This is a genomic window from Streptomyces sp. CA189 (genome assembly GCF_056428985.1).
In genome coordinates, this window is record NZ_JBWJVM010000074.1 from 1 (window position 1) to 16915 (window position 16915).

17 protein-coding genes are annotated in these 16915 nt (G+C 71.7%); 8 read left to right on the forward strand and 9 right to left on the reverse strand.

The window, feature by feature from the left end; all coding sequences use genetic code 11:
- Positions 1-155: 155 nt before the first annotated feature.
- The 4 genes from AC061S_RS35570 to AC061S_RS35585 form a co-directional block, all read right to left on the reverse strand.
- Complete coding sequence (locus AC061S_RS35570; RefSeq protein WP_478690015.1) at positions 156-2024, reverse strand: dipeptide ABC transporter ATP-binding protein; 1869 nt, start codon at positions 2022-2024, stop codon at positions 156-158.
- The gene (locus tag AC061S_RS35575; protein ID WP_478690016.1) at positions 2021-3013 is read right to left on the reverse strand and encodes an ABC transporter permease; all 993 of its coding nucleotides are present in this window, start codon (positions 3011-3013) and stop codon (positions 2021-2023) included. Before AC061S_RS35575 ends, AC061S_RS35570 begins: the two co-directional genes overlap by 4 nt.
- Positions 3010-3993 (reverse strand): ABC transporter permease, encoded by a 984-nt coding sequence (locus AC061S_RS35580; protein WP_478690017.1) that lies wholly within the window; start codon positions 3991-3993, stop codon positions 3010-3012. Before AC061S_RS35580 ends, AC061S_RS35575 begins: the two co-directional genes overlap by 4 nt.
- Positions 3994-4105: 112 nt before the next feature.
- Positions 4106-5386 (reverse strand): RNA-guided endonuclease InsQ/TnpB family protein, encoded by a 1281-nt coding sequence (locus tag AC061S_RS35585; protein WP_478690018.1) that lies wholly within the window; start codon positions 5384-5386, stop codon positions 4106-4108.
- A 22-nt stretch (positions 5387-5408) separates the two neighbouring features.
- Between AC061S_RS35585 and tnpA the strand changes: the two genes are divergently transcribed.
- A complete protein-coding gene (gene tnpA / locus AC061S_RS35590) occupies positions 5409-5807 on the forward strand; it encodes an IS200/IS605 family transposase (RefSeq protein ID WP_478690019.1) in 399 nt (132 codons plus the stop codon).
- 137 nt (positions 5808-5944) lie between these two features.
- On the opposite strand, the gene AC061S_RS35595 is transcribed toward tnpA, so the two are convergent.
- Both AC061S_RS35595 and AC061S_RS35600 read right to left on the reverse strand, forming a co-directional pair.
- Positions 5945-7312: a DUF3152 domain-containing protein gene (locus tag AC061S_RS35595; protein WP_478690020.1), complete on the reverse strand. Its 1368-nt coding sequence runs from the start codon at positions 7310-7312 to the stop codon at positions 5945-5947.
- 171 nt (positions 7313-7483) lie between these two features.
- Complete coding sequence (locus tag AC061S_RS35600; protein ID WP_478690021.1) at positions 7484-8548, reverse strand: alpha/beta fold hydrolase; 1065 nt, start codon at positions 8546-8548, stop codon at positions 7484-7486.
- A gap of 120 nt (positions 8549-8668) precedes the next feature.
- On the opposite strand from AC061S_RS35600, the gene AC061S_RS35605 reads away from it, so the two are divergent.
- The 4 genes from AC061S_RS35605 to AC061S_RS35620 all read left to right on the forward strand — a co-directional run bounded on the left by AC061S_RS35605 (position 8669) and on the right by AC061S_RS35620 (position 10544).
- Positions 8669-8884: a hypothetical protein gene (locus AC061S_RS35605; protein WP_478690022.1), complete on the forward strand. Its 216-nt coding sequence runs from the start codon at positions 8669-8671 to the stop codon at positions 8882-8884.
- Between the two features lie 146 nt (positions 8885-9030).
- A complete protein-coding gene (locus AC061S_RS35610) occupies positions 9031-9669 on the forward strand; it encodes a TetR/AcrR family transcriptional regulator (RefSeq protein ID WP_214949215.1) in 639 nt (212 codons plus the stop codon).
- 184 nt (positions 9670-9853) lie between these two features.
- The gene (locus AC061S_RS35615; RefSeq protein ID WP_478690023.1) at positions 9854-10081 is read left to right on the forward strand and encodes a DUF3107 domain-containing protein; all 228 of its coding nucleotides are present in this window, start codon (positions 9854-9856) and stop codon (positions 10079-10081) included.
- Between the two features lie 160 nt (positions 10082-10241).
- Positions 10242-10544, forward strand: a complete 303-nt coding sequence (locus AC061S_RS35620; RefSeq protein WP_478690024.1) for a hypothetical protein — start codon at positions 10242-10244, stop codon at positions 10542-10544.
- A gap of 80 nt (positions 10545-10624) precedes the next feature.
- On the opposite strand, the gene AC061S_RS35625 is transcribed toward AC061S_RS35620, so the two are convergent.
- Positions 10625-11383 (reverse strand): ferritin-like fold-containing protein, encoded by a 759-nt coding sequence (locus AC061S_RS35625; RefSeq protein WP_478690025.1) that lies wholly within the window; start codon positions 11381-11383, stop codon positions 10625-10627.
- Positions 11384-11848: 465 nt separating this feature from the next.
- Here AC061S_RS35625 and AC061S_RS35630 point away from each other — a divergent pair, with 465 nt between their 5' ends.
- From AC061S_RS35630 to AC061S_RS35640, 3 genes are all read left to right on the forward strand, one after another.
- Entirely contained in the window at positions 11849-13960 is a 2112-nt protein-coding gene (locus tag AC061S_RS35630; protein WP_478690026.1) for a DEAD/DEAH box helicase, read from the forward strand.
- A gap of 106 nt (positions 13961-14066) precedes the next feature.
- On the forward strand, positions 14067-14966 hold the full coding sequence (locus tag AC061S_RS35635; RefSeq protein ID WP_478690027.1) for an alpha/beta fold hydrolase: 900 nt from the start codon (positions 14067-14069) through the stop codon (positions 14964-14966).
- Between the two features lie 93 nt (positions 14967-15059).
- On the forward strand, positions 15060-15212 hold the full coding sequence (locus tag AC061S_RS35640) for a hypothetical protein (RefSeq protein WP_328300661.1): 153 nt from the start codon (positions 15060-15062) through the stop codon (positions 15210-15212).
- Positions 15213-15286: 74 nt separating this feature from the next.
- On the opposite strand, the gene AC061S_RS35645 is transcribed toward AC061S_RS35640, so the two are convergent.
- Positions 15287-15892, reverse strand: a complete 606-nt coding sequence (locus AC061S_RS35645) for a MarC family protein (protein ID WP_478690028.1) — start codon at positions 15890-15892, stop codon at positions 15287-15289.
- Positions 15893-15960: 68 nt separating this feature from the next.
- Complete coding sequence (locus tag AC061S_RS35650; protein ID WP_478690029.1) at positions 15961-16827, reverse strand: PHP domain-containing protein; 867 nt, start codon at positions 16825-16827, stop codon at positions 15961-15963.
- Positions 16828-16915: the final 88 nt, after the last annotated feature.

Genomic DNA, 16915 nt, shown 5'->3' on the forward strand with positions numbered 1-16915 from the left:
AGAATGCATGATGGGACGGCAGGCACGGATCCCCCGGTGATCATGAAGCGTAGAGAACTCCATGATCGGGCGAACCGTGCCTGCCCTACTACTGCCGCCCAGTCGGGCACCTACTGGCGGACGTTCTAAGAACGCCAAGAGCTACGAGGACCGGTCTACGAGGCCCCCGCGAGCACTCCCCCGGAACGGCGCCGGCCGAGCCGCCGGGCGGCGGCCAGGGCCGGGTCGAGGGACGGGACGGCGGCCAGCAGCTCCCGGGTGTAGGCGTGCGCCGGCCGGTCGTAGACCTCGTCGACGGGGCCCTCCTCCACGATGACCCCGCCCCGCATGACGGCGACCCGGTCGCTGACCTGCCGCACCACGGCGAGGTCGTGCGCGATGAAGACCAGCGCGATGCCAAGCTCCCGCTGGAGCTCGGCCAGCAGGGCGGTGACCTGCCCCTGCGTGGTCACGTCGAGGGCCGAGACGGGCTCGTCGCAGACGATCAGCCGGGGCCGGGGCGCGAGGGCCCGGGCGATGCCGACGCGCTGGCGCTGGCCGCCGCTGAACTCGTGCGGGTACCGGTCGTAGTGCGCCTCTTCCAGCCCCACCCGGACCAGCAGTTCACCGACCCGGGCCCGGATCGCGCGCTGGTCCTTCTCGCCCGCCGCGCGCAGCGGGTCCGCGATGGACTCGCCGATCGAACGGCGCGGGTTGAGCGAGGACACCGGGTCCTGGAACACCATCTGCACCCCGGGCACGACGCCGACGCTCTCCACGCCGTCCCGCCGGACCTGCCCGGAGCTCGGCTCCAGCAGCCCGACGAGCATCCGCCCGAGCGTGCTCTTGCCGCTGCCGCTCTCCCCGACGATCCCCAGCGTCTCCCCACCCCGCACACACACCGACACGCCGCCGACGGCCTCCACCCGCCCCTTCCCCCGCCCGAACTCCTTCCGCAGAGAAAACGCCTCAACAACGGGCAACTCCGCCTGCTGCGCCGCCACTTCTGCCGCGGCCAAATCCGCCGGGTCCGATCCCAGCTCCGCCAAATCCAGCCTCGCCGGCGTTTGAGGCGCGGGGTCCGGGGCGGAGCCCCGACCTTTGAGCCGCACCCGGCCCTGTCGCGGCAGCCCCACCGGGCCCGATTCCAGCCCCGCCCGGGGGCCCCTCCCAGCGGTAGCTGGGGGAGTTTGAGGCGCGGGCACGGGCAGCGCCCGTACGGCCGCCGGCCGGGCCACCCGCACCGCATCGAGCCGCGGCACCGCCGCCAACAGCGCCGCGGTGTACGGATCGGCCGGAGCGGAGAGCACCGACTCCACCGGGCCCCGCTCCACGACACCCCCGTCCCTCATGACCAGCACCGCGTCCACGTTCTCCGCCGCCACCCCCACATCGTGCGTGACCAGCAGCAGCCCGAGCCCCCGCTCCTCCCGCAGCCCGTGCAGCAGGTCGAGGATCTGCGCCTGGACGGTGACGTCCAGCGCCGTGGTCGGCTCGTCCGCGATCAGCAGCTTCGGCTCGCACGCCAGCGCCATCGCGATCAGGGCCCGCTGCCGCATGCCCCCGCTGAACTCGTGCGGCCGCGCCCGGGAGCGGCGTACCGCGTCGGGTATGCCCACCCGGTCGAGCACTTCCACGGCCCGCGCCCGGGCCGCCCGCCGCGTCACGGCAGCGTGCACCCGGTACACCTCGGCGATCTGGTCGCCGATGGCGTAGTACGGGTCCAGGGAGCTCAGCGGGTCCTGGAAGACCATCGCGGCGACGGCCCCGCGCAGCTCCCGGAGCTCCGCCGGGGAGGCCGCGCCCACGTCGGTGCCGCCGACCCGGACGGTGCCGCCGAGCCGTGCTCCGGTCCCGTGGTGCAGCCCCAACAGGGCTGCCGCAACGGTCGACTTGCCGCTTCCCGACTCCCCCACGACTCCCAGCGCGCGGCCGGGCTCCAGGGTGAAGGACACCCCGTCCACGGCCCGTACGTACTCCCCCGGCCGGCCGACCGGGAAGTCGACGGTGAGGCCGGCGACGTCCACCAGCGATGCGTTCGTCATGCCAGAACCACCCTTCGGTCCGCGACGGCGTACAGCACGTCGGCGACGACACCCGCGAGCACGACGGCCGCGCCGATGGCGAGGACCACGCCCACCACCACGGGCAGGTCCACCACCCGTACGCCGTCGATGAGGGTCTTGCCGAGCCCGGGGATCCCGAACAGCGACTCGGTCAGCACGGCGCCGCCGATCATCGTGCCGAAGTCCACGGCGCTGAGCGCGATCACCGGTGCCACCGCGCCCCGCACGGCGTGCCGGGTCACGATGGCCCGCTCCCCCACCCCGTAGGCGCGGAAGGTGCGGATGTGGTCCTCGGCGAGCGTCTCCAGCGTGGAACTGCGGCTCAGCCGGGCGTACTTGGCGCTTTCGAAGAAGCCGAGGGTCACCCAGGGCAGCAGCATGTTCCACGCCCACTGCTCGGGGTCGTCGCCGAGCGGAACGTACGTCGGGAAGGGCAGCCACTGGAGGTAGGCGCAGACGGCCATGAGCAGCAGCAACCCGAGGATGAAGACGGGCGTCCCGGTGGCGGCGAGGGTGAGCACGGTCAGTGCCCGCTCCGTGAACCCGCCGCGGCGCAGCGCGGACAGCAGCCCGTTGCCGACGCCGATCACGAGCCAGATCACCAGCGCGCCCAGCGCCAGCGACAGCGTGGCGGGGAGCCGCTCCAGCAGCAGCTCGGTGACCTGCTGGTCGTTCTGGTACGAGAATCCGAGGCAGGGCGCGTCACAGTGCAGGACGAGCCCGGCGCCGCCGGAGTAGTCCCGGCCGAGCAGCAGCCCCTGGAGGAAGTGCAGGTACTGCGCGACGGTCGACTCGTTCAGGCCGAGCTGTTCGCGCACCTGGGCGATCTGCGCCGGGTTGCAGCGCTCCCCGCAGGCGAGCCGGGCGGGGTCGCCGGGGACCAGGTAGAAGAGGGCGTAGATCACGACGGACAGCGTGAGCAGCACGAGCAGTGCGCCGCCGGTCCGTTTGAGCACGAAAGGGGTCACCCGGTGCGCTCCTTTCTGGTGCCGACCCGCAGCCGCGAGTCCTCGCGCGGGTCGAGGGCCGTGCGGACGGCGTCGCCGAGCACCGTGAAGGCGAGCACGGTGACGAAGAGCAGCCCGGCGGGGAGCAGGACGTAGGCGGGGTCGGCGCGGAACCAGGTCTGGGCGCTGGACAGCATCTGCCCCCACGAGGGGGTGGGCGGTTTCACGCCGACCCCGAGGAAGGACAGGGAGGCCTCGACCACCATGGCGGTGGGCACCTTGATCGCGGCGAGGGTGATGACGGGCGCGGCCAGCGAGGGCAGCAGCTCCCGGCGGGCGATCCGCAGGGTGCCGTTGCCCGAGAGCCGGGCGGCGTCCACGAAGTCCAGTTCTCTCAGGGAGAGGGTCTGGGCACGCACCATCCGGGCGAGGCCGCCCCAGTCGAGCAGTCCGATGACCAGGATCAGCAGCAGCGGCCGCGGGAAGCCGGGCGGGACGACGGCGGTGAGGGCGATGGCGATCACCAGCAGGGGCAGGGCGATCATCACGTCGGTGAACCGGCTGATGACCTGGCCCGCGAACCGGCCGCCGAGCGCGGCGGCGAGCCCGACGCCCACCCCGACGAGGACCTGGACGAGGGTGGCGCCGAGGGCGACGAGCAGCGAGATCCGGGCCCCGTAGAGCAGCCGGGTGAACAGGTCGCGGCCGGTGCCCGGTTCGACGCCGAGCCAGTGCTCGCCGGAGATCCCGCCGAAGGAGCCGATGGGGACGCCGCCGCGCGCGGAGTCGACGAGCTCGTCGTGGTAGGCGTTCGGGTCCTGGCCGGTGAGCTGGGCGAACAGCGGTGCGGCGAGGGCGAGGAGGACGAGGAGCGCGAGGACGGCGGCCGCCGCCACGGCCGAGGGCCGGGCGCGCAGCCGCCGCAGGATCTGCCGCCCGAGGCCAGGGCCCGGGGCGGTGGCCCCGGGCCCGGACGCCGGTCGGTCGGCGAGGAGCGTCACCTGACCGCGACCTGCGAGATGTCGAGGACGCCGGTCCAGTCGCTGATGACGACGTTCTTGCCGACGAGCCGCTTTTGAAGTGCTCTCCTGACTCGAGCCGGGAGATTCCTGCTTACCTTGCGGCAGCGGGCTTGACGCGCTTCGCGCGCCTGACGACTGCCCTCCCGGCAGCCGGGACGAGCGCGAGGCCCATCCGGTACAGATGCAAGACATTCCGGGCTGCGTTGTGGTCGGCGTTGCCCGACCAGCCGCAGTCCGAGTTCTTGCACACGAACACGGCCTGGGACACCCGGCTCCCGGGCGTGGTGAAGCCGCACACGGAGCAGCGCCGGGAGGTGCCGGGGGCGGGCACCTTGAACAGGTCACCGCCGTGTCGGGCGGTCTTGTACGTCAGCATGGCGACCGTGCGGCCCCATGCCTCCCCGCTGATGGAGCGGTTCAGCCCGGTTTTCTGGGCGACGTTCTTCCCCGGCTCTTCGATGGTTCCATTGGCCGACTTGACCATGTTCGTGATGGTGAGTGCTTCGACCACGATCGTGCCGTAGGTGCGGGCGATGGTGGTGGTCGTCTGGTGCTGCCAGTCCAGGGCCCTGCGCTTGGCTTTCGCGCGGAGTCCTGCGATCTGGTCGTAAGTGTGGTGCAGTCGGCGACTGGTGCGTTCGCCGGGCTTACGGTGGCGCTTACGCCGCGCGGCGCGCTGCTCCAAGCGCAGCAGCTTGGCCTTCTCTCGATCGGTCAGCCACTCGCCATGCCCGTACGTTTCGCCGTCAGAGAGGGCGATGGGGACAGCGACGCCGACGTCGATGCCGACGTCCGGCCCCTGGTGGGGCTCGGGCTTGACCTCCAGGGCCTGGACGCGGAAGGCGATGTGCCAGCCCAGCGCATCCTTGACCAGCCGCGCCCCGGTGATCCGGTTCTCCCCGTCGGCGTGCTTGCCGACGGGGAGACCCTTGGTCCACCGGAAACGGACCCGACCCACCTTGGGGACATTGGCCATGCCCCAGCGGCGGTGCACCCGAACGATGTTCAGGTCCCGCCCCTGCGGAATGTCCACGGACATCACCGACCGGAACCGCCCCTTGAAATTCGGCGCATCGGCGCGGCCGTCCCAGCAGTTCTTCCACGCCTGGAAATACGTCTTCAACACCGCTTGTGCGGCCTGGGCCGGAAGAACACCAAGAAAGTCGATGTCCTCGCGGGCCTGCCGGATCGCGGCATCCGCATTTGCCAGAGTCCGCTTATCCTTCGGCATCATCTGCCACCACGCATGCAGACAGTTCCACATCGCGCGGGCCGCGTGCGCCTGGCCATCGGCCTTCAACACCCCGGCAGGCGACAGCGCGAGCCGGGCACGATGCCCTAACTGCCGCTTGATCAGGGTGTCTTGACTCACGAACGGGAACCTAGCATCGATTATGTCGCCGCGTCGGAATCCTCATCCCGATGTACGCACCGGACGTCATGTTGTTCACAACCTGCATGTTCATTTGGTTTTCGCCACCAAGTGCAGGCAGAAAGCGTTCACCGACGCCATACTGACCCGCACCGAAGAGATCATGCGGGAGGTCTGCGCCGATTTCGAGGCCGAACTGAAGCAGTTCAACGGAGAACAGGACCACCTGCACCCGCTCGTGCACTACGCGCCGAAAGTCCAGCTCTCCAAACTGGTCAACTCCCTCAAGGGCGTCAGCTCCCGACGGATCCGCCAGGAATACGACAGTCATGTCCGCCGGCACCTGCGGGGCGGACACTTCTGGTCCGGCTCCAACTTCGCCGGATCGTGCGGCAGGGCACCCCTGCCCATTGTCAAGTAGTACATCGAGAACCAGCAGCGCCCCGCTGACCGTCACCACGGAAAGCGCAGAGCACTCCAGCGCGCCGCACATCCGACCCAGGGATGACCTTCACCCCCGCCCTGAAAGGCGGAGCACCGGCCCAGATCAGAGGTAGATCAACTTCCCGGATACACCCAGGGGTTGGGCTTGCACTGGACTCCGTTGATGTCCAGGGACTTCGTCTGCTGCTGCATGATCGGGGCGAGCGCGCCCGGCGTCCGGCAGCTCACGTGACCGTGGCCGAGCCGGTGGCCGACCTCGTGGTTGATCAGCATCTGGCGGTAGGCGAACATCTGGTCCGCCCCGTACGTCGCCGAACCCTGCGACCAGCGGTAGGCGTTGATCATCACGCGGTCGGTCGACGCGGAGTCGCAGGAGACGTTGTCGATGGTGGTGTCGAGCCCGGACTTCTTGCACCAGACACCGGTGGTCCCGGGGCTGGCGAGCGTGATCACGAAATCGGCCTCGCCGCCCGGCACCCGCTCGAAGGTCTTCGTACCGCCGTGGCCCCAGCTCCGGTCGTCGTTCAGCGTGCGGTGCACGGCCTCGGCGAACAGCTGCGGATCCAGGCCCAGTCCCTGCTCCACGTCGACGCGGTAGCGGACCACCTGCCCCTTGCCGGGTCCCTGTGCCACCCCGGGCACGGTGTCGAAGGCGCCGGAGCCCTTCAGCTTCTCGTCGATCGGGAACCGCTGCGCCATCTTCTGGTCGTACGAGAGCTCCGGCGCGGCCTTGATCGCCGCGGAGGCGTCCGGGGTGGGCCGGTCGTCGGAGCGGGAGGCGGCGGAGTTGCCCTGGGCGGTGTGGCTGTTGCCCTCGTCGGCGGCGCGCGCGGTGTTCTTGCCGCTGTCGCCCTCGGAGGCCGCCTGGCCCGCGACGACGACGGCGAGCACGACCGTGACGGCCGCGGCGGCCATCCCGGCGTACGTACGGCCCTTGACGCCGCGCCCGGCCGCGGGCGGCTCCTCCTCGACGGGGGCGACCGGCGTACGCGGCGCGGGGATCCGGCGGTGCGAACCCGTCGCGGTGAAGACGTCCTCGGTGAAGACGTCCTCGGCGAAGACCTCCTCGGCGACCTGGACCGCGCGGTAGGAGCCGCTCGCGGTGAAGGCGTCCTCGGGGAACGGGATCCGGCGGTGGGAGCCGGTCGCGGTGAAGGCGTTCTCGGCCACCGGGACCCCGCGGTGGGAGCCCGTCGAGGTGAAGGCGTCCTCGGGGGCCGGGATCCGGCGGTGCGATCCCGTCGAGGTCATCGGCGAGTCGAGGGTGACCTGCGGGAAGCCGACCGCGGGGGTGCCGAAGGCCGGCGTTTCGTAGACCGGGGTGTCGTGGACCGGGGTGTCGTGGACCGGGGTGTCGTGGACCGGGGTGTCGTGGACCGGGGCCCCGCGCCAGTCCCCGTAGACCGCGCCGGTACCGGCGGCCGCGCCCCAGGCTCCGCCGGGCTCGTGCTGTTCGGGATGGCCGCCGCGCGTGCCGGACACCGGCTCGTGGCGCGGCGGTGCCGCGTACCCTCGAGGGGCGGCGGCCTGTTCGGCCCACCCGGCCGGGGCCGGGGCTGTGGCCCGGACTCCGGCCCGTTCGGCCGGCTGCGGATGGCCTGAGCCTGGGCCGGGAGCCTGGACGGACTCCTTGCGACTATGTCGTCCCACGTCTCAGCCCTTGCCGTCCTCGTCGGTATTCATGGTGTGCACGATGTGCCCCGGCACGGCCGGATCCGGCACGCCCGGGTCCGGCTCGGCGCCGCGCCCGTCGCCGGTGGCGTCCAGCAGCTCCCGGAAGGCGGCCGCGACCACCTCGGGGTACTCCATCATCGCCACGTGCCCCGCCTCGGGCAGGGTGAGTAGCCGCGAACCCCGGTAGGCCGCGGCGGCCTTGCGCGCCATACGGTACGAGACGAGCTGGTCCCGGCCACCGTAGACCAGCAGGGTCGGGGCGAGCACCCGCTGTGCCTGGCGCCACAGTCCGTGCTGACCACCGAGGGTGTACGCGTCGACGATGCCGCGCGAGGAACGGGTCAGCGCGTCCCAGAAGTACGGCAGCGCGAGCCGCCGTTCCATTTCCTCGACGGCCGCCTCGAACACCTCGGGCTTCACCCGGGAGGGGTCTCCGTACAGGAGGTCCGTCAGCCCCCGGGTGCGCCGCTCGGCGCTCAGGCCGCGGGTGAGCCGGTCGAGCACCCCGGCCATGCCGGGTACGGCGAGCAGCGCCGTCGGCACGGCCGACTTCTGCACGCGCAGTTCGGGCAGCGCCGGGGAGACCAGCGTCAGCGTGCGCACCAGGTCGGGCCGGACGGCCGCGATCCGGGTGGAGACGGCCCCGCCGAGGGAGTTTCCGAACAGGTGCACCGGTCCGCGCCCGGCGGCGTCGAGGTGGCGGATGACGGCGCGGGCGAGCCCGGTCACCGAGTAGTCCCGGTCGGCGGGCGGCGGGGACCAGCCGAAGCCGGGCAGGTCCAGGGCCTCGCCGTCGACGGAATCGGCCAGCCGCGCCATGAGCGCGGACCAGTTCTGCGAGGAACCGCCGAGCCCGTGGACGAACAGCGCGGGCGGCAGGCCGGCCCGGACCGCCGGGCGTACCCGTACGGTCATTTCCAGCCCGGGCAGCCGGTCGGTGCGCAGCTGCTCCCCTTCGGCCACCCGCACGGCTCCCACCTGGGAAGACTCGCTGGAAGACGAGGGGTCGGTGGACCGTACACCCGGCAGCTCGGTCGAAGACATGGGGCAATGTTACGAGACGATCACGCGGGTCCTCTTGTGTTCGCCGTCACAGATGCTTGCGGAACCGCCTAGCGGGGTATGCGCGATCCTCCTAGGCTCGTAGGTGGAAAGGGGTGCTCCATGACTGTCGACCCTGCGGAACCGGACACCTTCCAGTCAGAGCTGCGGGAATCCCTCGATGTGGAAGCCCCCGAGGCGGACGCGGCGGAGCAGCACACGGAGTTGAATCCGATCGAGGACGATCCGCTCACCCCCGTGGGCCAGCGCGAAGCGTCCGACGGGGACGCCGCCGAGCAGACCCGGGTGGTGGCCCTGGACGAGGACGACTACCGCTGATCCAGCGCTGACCAGCATCTCCGGCGGGTAACCGGCGGTCCGTACCGCGAGAAAACTCGGCTTGAACCCTCCAGATTCGGTTACCGAAAAGTACGATGGCCGCGCGGCGCAAGGCGCACTGTGTTCTAGAGAAAGTGGGAGGCGGCGTGACAGCCATCGAGCAGACCGAGGCAGCGCGTCCGCGGGGCACGCGACTTCCGCGCCGGGCCCGGCGCAACCAGCTCCTGGGCGCCGCCCAGGAGGTCTTCGTCGCGCAGGGTTACCACGCGGCGGCCATGGACGACATCGCGGAGCGTGCCGGAGTCAGCAAGCCGGTGCTCTACCAGCACTTCCCCGGCAAGCTCGACCTCTACCTGGCGCTCCTGGACCAGCACTGCGAGGCCCTCCTGCTCGCCGTGCGCACCGCGCTCGCGTCGACGAACGACAACAAGATGCGCGTCGCCGCGACCATGGACGCCTACTTCGCGTACGTCGAGGACGAGGGCGGCGCCTTCCGGCTCGTCTTCGAGTCGGACCTGACGAACGAGCCGGCGGTGCGCGAGCGCGTCGACCGCGTCTCGCTGCAGTGCGCCGAGGCCATCTCGGATGTCATCGCCGAGGACACCGGCCTGTCGAAGGACGAGTCGATGCTGCTGGCCGTCGGCCTGGGCGGGGTCTCGCAGGTAGTGGCCCGGTACTGGCTGTCGAGCGAGAGCCCGGTCGCCCGGGACACCGCGGTGGGGCTGCTGACCTCCCTCGCCTGGCGCGGAATCGCCGGCTTCCCGCTGCACCCGACGGACGTCTGAGCGGCGGCCGACCGGCGTCGGCCCGGCGTTCCGGACCGGCCCCGGCGGTCCCCGCCGGTCTGACCGGCGGCTGTTCGCTGCGAGCGTTTTCGCCGCGCGCCGGACACGTCCCCTCTCCGGGCTAATGTGGACCGGGTAACGGCGCGGCTGATCGCGCGAACCGGACCGTCGGAGGGACAAGGCCGTGGAGGTCAAGATCGGCGTGCAGCACGCACCCCGGGAGATCGTGCTCGAGAGCGACCTGAGTGCCGAGGAGCTGGAGAGCATCGTCACCGCCGCCCTGTCCGGCTCGGTGGCGCTGCTGAGCCTCACGGACATCAAGGGCCGCAAGGTCCTCGTGCCGTCCGACCGCCTGTCGTACGTCGACCTGGGCGAGCCCAGCGTGCGCAAGGTCGGCTTCGGCGCGCTCTGAGCCGAACGCTCCGACGCTCACGAAGCACCCAGGAGTACCGAGAACGGCCCGGCGGACGAATCCGCCGGGCCGTTTCCGTTTCCTCCGCTTCGGGTAGGACCGCTGTAAGACACGCTCCCCCGGTTCGCCCCGGTACGTCCGCCGTTCGAGAGGAACCCCCATGCTGCTGATCGAGGCGCTCGGCTCCGCTCTCCTGGGCCTCGCCCTGGCCGGAGCGGCCGTCCGTACGCTCGGCCCGCGGCTGCCCTCCCCGCGGACGGTCCTGGTGAGCGGAGTGGCCGGTGCGCTCTTCGGCGCCTATCTGACGCACACCGCGCTGGGCCCCGGGCACAGCACCCTGTTCGCGACCTTCATCGGCGGCGCGCTGGTCTCGGCGGTGGTCCTGTCCCTGCTGCTGCGGCCCGCCGGCCGGACCGGGAGGCCGTCCCCCCGGACTCCGTTTTCGGTTCCGACGCGGGGCTAGACGACCCCACTGATCCATGACAGCGGCCCCCGCACGGAACTTCCGTGCGGGGGCCGCTGTACGTACGCCAGGGGTGCGGGCTATGCCGCCAGGCCCAGGGCCGCCATGCGCTTGGTGTGCGCCTTCGTGATCCGGGTGAACATCTCGCCGACGGCCGCCAGGTCGAATCCGGCCGCCATCCCGTCCACCCCGCCGACCAGCATGGTGGAGAGCGCGTCGCGCTCGGCGACCACGCGCTGCGCCTGCGACAGGGCCTCGCCCATCAGCCGGCGGGCCCACAGCGCGAGCCGGCCGCCGCAGCGCGGGTCGGCCTCGATGGCGGCGCGCACCTTCTCCACGGCGAAACCGCCGTGGCCGGTGTCGTCGAGCACGCTCACGACGAGCCCGCGGGTGTCGGTGTCGAGGTGGGTGGCCACCTCGCGGTAGAAGTCGCTGGCGATGGAGTCGCCGACGTACGCCTTGACCAGGCCCTCCAGCCAGTCCGACGGCGCGGTCTGGCGGTGGAAGTCGTCGACGCCCTTCGCGAAGGGCTCCATCGCGGCGGTGGCGTCCTCGTCGATCGCGGTGAGCCGGTCGCGCAGGCGCTCGAAGTGGTGGAACTCGGCGGAGGCCATCTTCGCGAGCTCGGCCTTGTCATCGAGGGTGGGCGCGAGCTTCGCGTCCTCCGCGAGGCGTTCGAAGGCCGCGAGTTCGCCGTACGCGAGCGCCCCGAGGAGATCCACCACGGCGGCCCTGTACTGCGGCGAGGCGGAGGCCGTGACCCAGTCCTGGGCGGCGATGCCGGCTGCCTCGGCGGGGGCGCTTTCGTCGGCGGGCGATGCGTTTTCAACGGTCGACATGCTCCGCACAATAGCTCGCCGAAAGGCACCATGAACCACCTGCTCAGTCCACGTAAACGCGCCTACCTGGTGAATTCACCCGACACAGCTGCGAGATTCCGGGGTACAGTGGTAATGCGCCTGCCGAACACTCGGCGGGCCATCCGAATGAGGATGCCCGGTCGGTGGCCCGATCGGCTCCACCCGACCGCCCTCGGCGTGATGCGTACGTTCATACGTACCGCGTCCCACGAGGGGCCCCCTCAGCGGCATAAAGCGCCTGAGCGATGGCTCGTGGTCCCGCGCAGCTTCGTACGTACGTAGTAGTACTGCAAGCCCGGCACGGTACGACCCCCTTCGCCGCCTCGCGCCGCGTCTCACAGAAGAGGCAGCACCCTGACTACGTTCCGAGACCTCGGGATCTTTCCCGAGACGGCCGAAGCCCTTGAGGCCGTCGGCATTGTGTCCCCCTTCCCGATCCAGGAGATGACCCTCCCCGTCGCCATGTCCGGCACGGACGTCATCGGCCAGGCCAAGACCGGTACCGGCAAGACGCTCGGTTTCGGCCTCCCCCTGCTGGAGCGCGTCGTCGTCCCCGCGGACGTCGAGGCCGGCCGTTCCACGCCGGATCAGCTCACCGACGCCCCGCAGGCCCTCGTGGTGGTTCCGACCCGCGAGCTCTGCACCCAGGTCACCAACGACCTCCTCACCGCGGGCAAGGTCCGCAACGTCCGCGTCCTCGCCATATACGGCGGCCGCGCGTACGAGCCGCAGGTCGAGGCGCTCAAGAAGGGCGTCGACGTCATCGTCGGCACCCCGGGCCGCCTGCTCGACCTGGCCGGGCAGAAGAAGCTCGACCTCTCCAAGGTCAAGGCCCTCGTCCTCGACGAGGCCGACGAAATGCTCGACCTGGGCTTCCTGCCCGACGTCGAGAGGATCATGAGCTACCTGCCGGCCAAGCGGCAGACGATGCTGTTCTCGGCGACCATGCCGGGTGCGGTCATCGGACTGGCCCGCCGGTACATGACGCAGCCGACGCACATCCGCGCCGTCTCGGAGGACGGCGAGGGCGCGACCGTCGCCAACACCACGCAGCACGTCTTCCGTGCGCACAACATGGACAAGCCGGAGCTCGTCTCCCGCATCCTGCAGGCCGAAGGCCGCGGGCTCGCCATGATCTTCTGCCGCACCAAGCGCACGGCGGCCGACATCGCCGAGCAGCTCGAGAAGCGCGGCTTCGCCTCCGGCGCCGTCCACGGCGACCTGGGCCAGGGCGCCCGCGAGCAGGCGCTGCGTGCCTTCCGCAACGGCAAGGTCGACGTGCTGGTCTGCACTGACGTCGCCGCGCGCGGTATCGATGTCGAGGGTGTCACCCACGTCATCAACTACCAGACGCCCGAGGACGAGAAGACCTTCCTGCACCGCGTGGGCCGCACCGGCCGCGCGGGCAAGAAGGGCATCGCCGTCACCCTGGTCGACTGGGACGACATCCCGCGCTGGCAGCTGATCAACAAGGCGCTGGAGCTGGACTTCCACGACCCGGTGGAGACGTACTCCACGTCCCCGCACCTGTACGAGCAGATGAACATCCCGGCCGGCACCAAGGGCGTCCTGCCGCGCGCCGAGCGCACGCGGGCCGGCCTGAAGGCCGAGAACCTGGAAGACCTGGGCGAGACCGGCGGCCGCGGTGGCCGTGGCGGCCGCGACAGCGGTCGTGACGGTGGCCGCGACAGCGGTCGTGACGGTGGCCGCGACCGTGGACGTGACGCCGGCCGCGATGCCGCTCGTGACGGTGGACGTGACGGTGGCCGCGGTGCCGCCGCCCCGGTCACCGAGGAGCGTGCCGCCCGTACCCCGCGCCAGCGCCGCCGCACCCGTGGCGGTTCGGACCAGGGCGCCGAGCTCCTGACCCCGGTGACCACCGAGGCGGCTCCGGTCACCGCGGCCGCCCCGGCGGTCCAGGCGGTCCAGGCGGTCCAGGCGGTCCAGGCGGTCCAGGCTCCGGAGGCTCCGGCCGCCGACGAGGCGCGCAAGCCGCGTCGTCGCCGGACCCGGTCGGCCGCTCCGGCCGCCACGTTCGTCGCCCCCGCGACGGCGCTGGAACCCCTGGCCCCGTTCGTCGTGGAGCCCGAGCCCGACTTCCAGATGGCCCCCATGGTGGAGCCGGTCCGCGCCCCGCGGAGCAGTGCCCCGCGCAGCAGTGCCCCGCGTGCCCGCGCGCCCCGCAAGGCCGCGGCCGCTCCGGCCGCCGCCCCGGTGGCCGAGGTCGTCGCGCAGGCCGCCGTGGTCGAGGCTCCGGTCGCTCCGGCCGTCGTCGCCCCGGTCGCGGTCGCCGAGGAGGCTCCGGTCAAGCCGAAGCGCACGCGGACCCGCAAGGTCGCCGCTGCCGCCCCGGCCGCCGAGGTCGTCGCCGAAGCCGCCGCTCCGGTGGCGGAGGAGGCTCCGGTCAAGCCGAAGCGCACCCGCACCCGCAAGGTCGCCGCCGCCGCCCCGGAGGCTCCGGCCGCCGAGGCCGCTCCGGCCGATGAGGCTCCGGCCAAGCCGAAGCGCACGCGGACCCGCAAGGCCGTCGCCGCGGTGGAGACCCCGGAGGCGTAACGCCCTGCCGATGGCCCCGGTCCCCTTTCGAGGGGGCCGGGGCCATCGGCGTACCCGGGGCCGGGCGGAGCTCCCGTACGGGCGTACGGGCCGGTAACCTCGGGCCATGAGCAAGCCGTCGACCCTCACGCTCCCGCCCGCAGCCCGCGCGTACCGCCTGGCCACGGACCGCGGCGAGTTCGCCGTGCACGAGGCCGTGCCCGCCGGGCCGGCCCGCGCCACCGCCCTGCTGGTGCCCGGGTACACCGGCAGCAAGGAGGACTTCATCGGCCTCCTCGGGCCGCTGGCCGCCGCCGGATACCGGGTGGTCGCCGTCGACGGCAGGGGTCAGCACGAGAGCGGCGGCCCGCGCACGCAGGCTCCGTACACCCTGGCGGAACTGGCACGGGACGTCCTCGCGCAGACCGCCGCCCTGGGCGCGGCCGGTCCGGTGCACCTGCTCGGGCATTCGCTGGGCGGGCTGATCGTCCGGGCGGCCGTGGTCCGCGATCCGGCCCCGTACGCCAGCCTCACCCTGCTGAGCAGCGGCCCGGGCGCGGTCTGCGCGGACCAGCAGGGCCGTACGAAGCTGCTGATCTCGGCGCTGGAGGCGATGGGCGACGACATGCCGGGCATCTGGGCGGCCATGCGCGCCATGGATCCGCGCGACGCACCTCCCGAGGACCCCGCCCTCGCGGCCTTCCTGCGCGCACGCTGGCTGGGTACCGTCCCCGAGCAGCTCATGGTCACCGGCCGGACGCTGATCGAGGAGCCGGACCGGATCGAGGAGCTCGCCGCCGCGGCGCCCGGGCTGGCGACACTGGTGCTGTCCGGGGAGTCGGACCCGGTGTGGCCGGTGTCGGAGATGGACGCGATGGCGCACCGGCTGGGCGCGGCGCGGGTGGTGGTCCCGGGGACGGAACACTCTCCGAACGCCGAGGATCCGGCGGCCGTGGCGGCGGCGCTGGCGGCGTTCTGGAGGGCCGTCGAGGGGTCTCTGACGCCTCCGACACCCGTTAGTAGTTAGACAAGGAAAAAATTTCCTTAGCGTAGGGAATGTTTGCGGCTTACACTTCGTTAACCCTGTACAAGGAGAAACACTGACGAAGGGAGAAGCCCCATGCGCTTCGAGATTCTGCGCCTGGACGACGTCGACGGATCTGCCGTGGACAGCACCGTCGTGGACGCGGCCTCCGTCAACCGGATCGTGCAGCAGGCCGCGGCCATCGGCCAGCGCATCCTGATCCGACCGGCTGAGACCGTGTCCAACTGACCGCGTCCACCTATTCGCCGAACGCCCCCGCACCTATCCCGGTGCGGGGGCGTTCGCATGCGCGGCGGGTGGCGCTACGCGGTCTGGATCACCTGGAGCACACCGTTGATGATCTGCTGGACCGCGATCGCGGAGAGCATCATGCCCGCCAGGCGCGTCACGAGGACCACGCCGCCGTCCTTGATCACGCGGATGATGACGAGCGAGTAGCGCATCACCACCCACAGCACGACGTGCATCGCGACGATCGCGGCCCATACCGAGAACTGACCGGTGACCCCGTCGGCCTTCTGCACGGCCAGGATCACCGAGACGATCGCGCCGGGCCCGGCCAGCAGTGGCATCCCGAGCGGGACGAGCGCGACGTTCACGTCCTTGGTCTGCTTCGGCTCGTCGGTCTTGCCGGTGAGCAGGTCGAGCGCGATGAGCAGGAGCAGCAGCCCGCCCGCGATCATCAGGGCCGGCACGGAGACGTGCAGGTAGTCGAGGATCTGCTGGCCGCAGAGACCGAAGACGGCGATGACGCCGAAGGCGACGCAGACGGCCTGCCAGGCCATGCGGCGCTGCACCTTGGCGGGGCGGCCGGAGGTCAGCGCGAGGAAGATGGGCGTGATCCCCGGAGGGTCCATAATCACAAAAAGCGTGAGAAAGAGGGATCCGAAGACGGCGAAATCGAGCACAGTGATGCCTTGCAGGAGAGGGGTGTCACGAAAAAGGGGCGGCAGAGCGGGAGGGGCGGCGGCAGTGGTCAGCCGCGTACGCGTCCACCCGCGCCGGGGACCGGGAACGCCCCGGTGGCACGGCGGGTGATCTCGCCGTAGATCTCGGGGTCGGTCGTGTACTCCCCGAGGCGGCAGGTCTTGCGGCTGCCGTGGTAATCGCTGGACCCGGTGGTCAGCAGACCGAGGTCGGCGGCCAGGCCGCGCAGGCGCGCGCGGGTGGCGTCGTCGTGGTCCATGTGGTCGACCTCGATGCCGTCGAGGCCGGCCGACGCGAGCGCGGCTATCGCGCTCTCGGGCACGCAGGTGCCGCGCTTGACGGCGGCGGGGTGGGCGAAGACGGTGACTCCGCCGGCCGCCTTGACCAGGCGGATCGCGTCGAAGGGGTCGAGCTCGTGCTTCTCGGCGTACGCGCGGCCGCCGTCGGCGAGCCAGTCCGCGGTGAACGCGTCCGACACGGTGCGCACGACGCCCAGCTCGACGAGCGCGGCGGCGATGTGCGGGCGCCCCACGGAGCCCTCACCGGCGATCCGGTCCACGCGCTCCCAGGTGATGTCCACCCCGAGGTCCCGCAGCTTGCCGACCATGGCCTGCGCGCGCGGGGTGCGGTCGTCGCGCACGAGCTCCCGCTCACGGGAGAGCTCGGGCTCCTCGGGGTCGAAGAGGTACGCCAGCATGTGCATGCCGATGCCGTCGAGACGGCAGCTCAGCTCGGCGCCGGTGACCAGGGTCAGCCCCTGGGGCAGCGCGGCGATGGCCTCGCGGTAGCCGGCGACGGTGTCGTGGTCGGTCAGCGCCACCACGTCGAGCCCCGCACCGGCGGCGTTGCGCACCAGCTCGGCGGGGGTGTCCGTACCGTCCGAGGCCGTGGAGTGGGCGTGCAGATCGATGCGCACAGCCGAACTCCAGGGTTCACACGCGGACGGGGGACACTCCAGGATACCGCCCGCTTTTCCCGCTACGGGCCCACCGGACCGGCCGCGC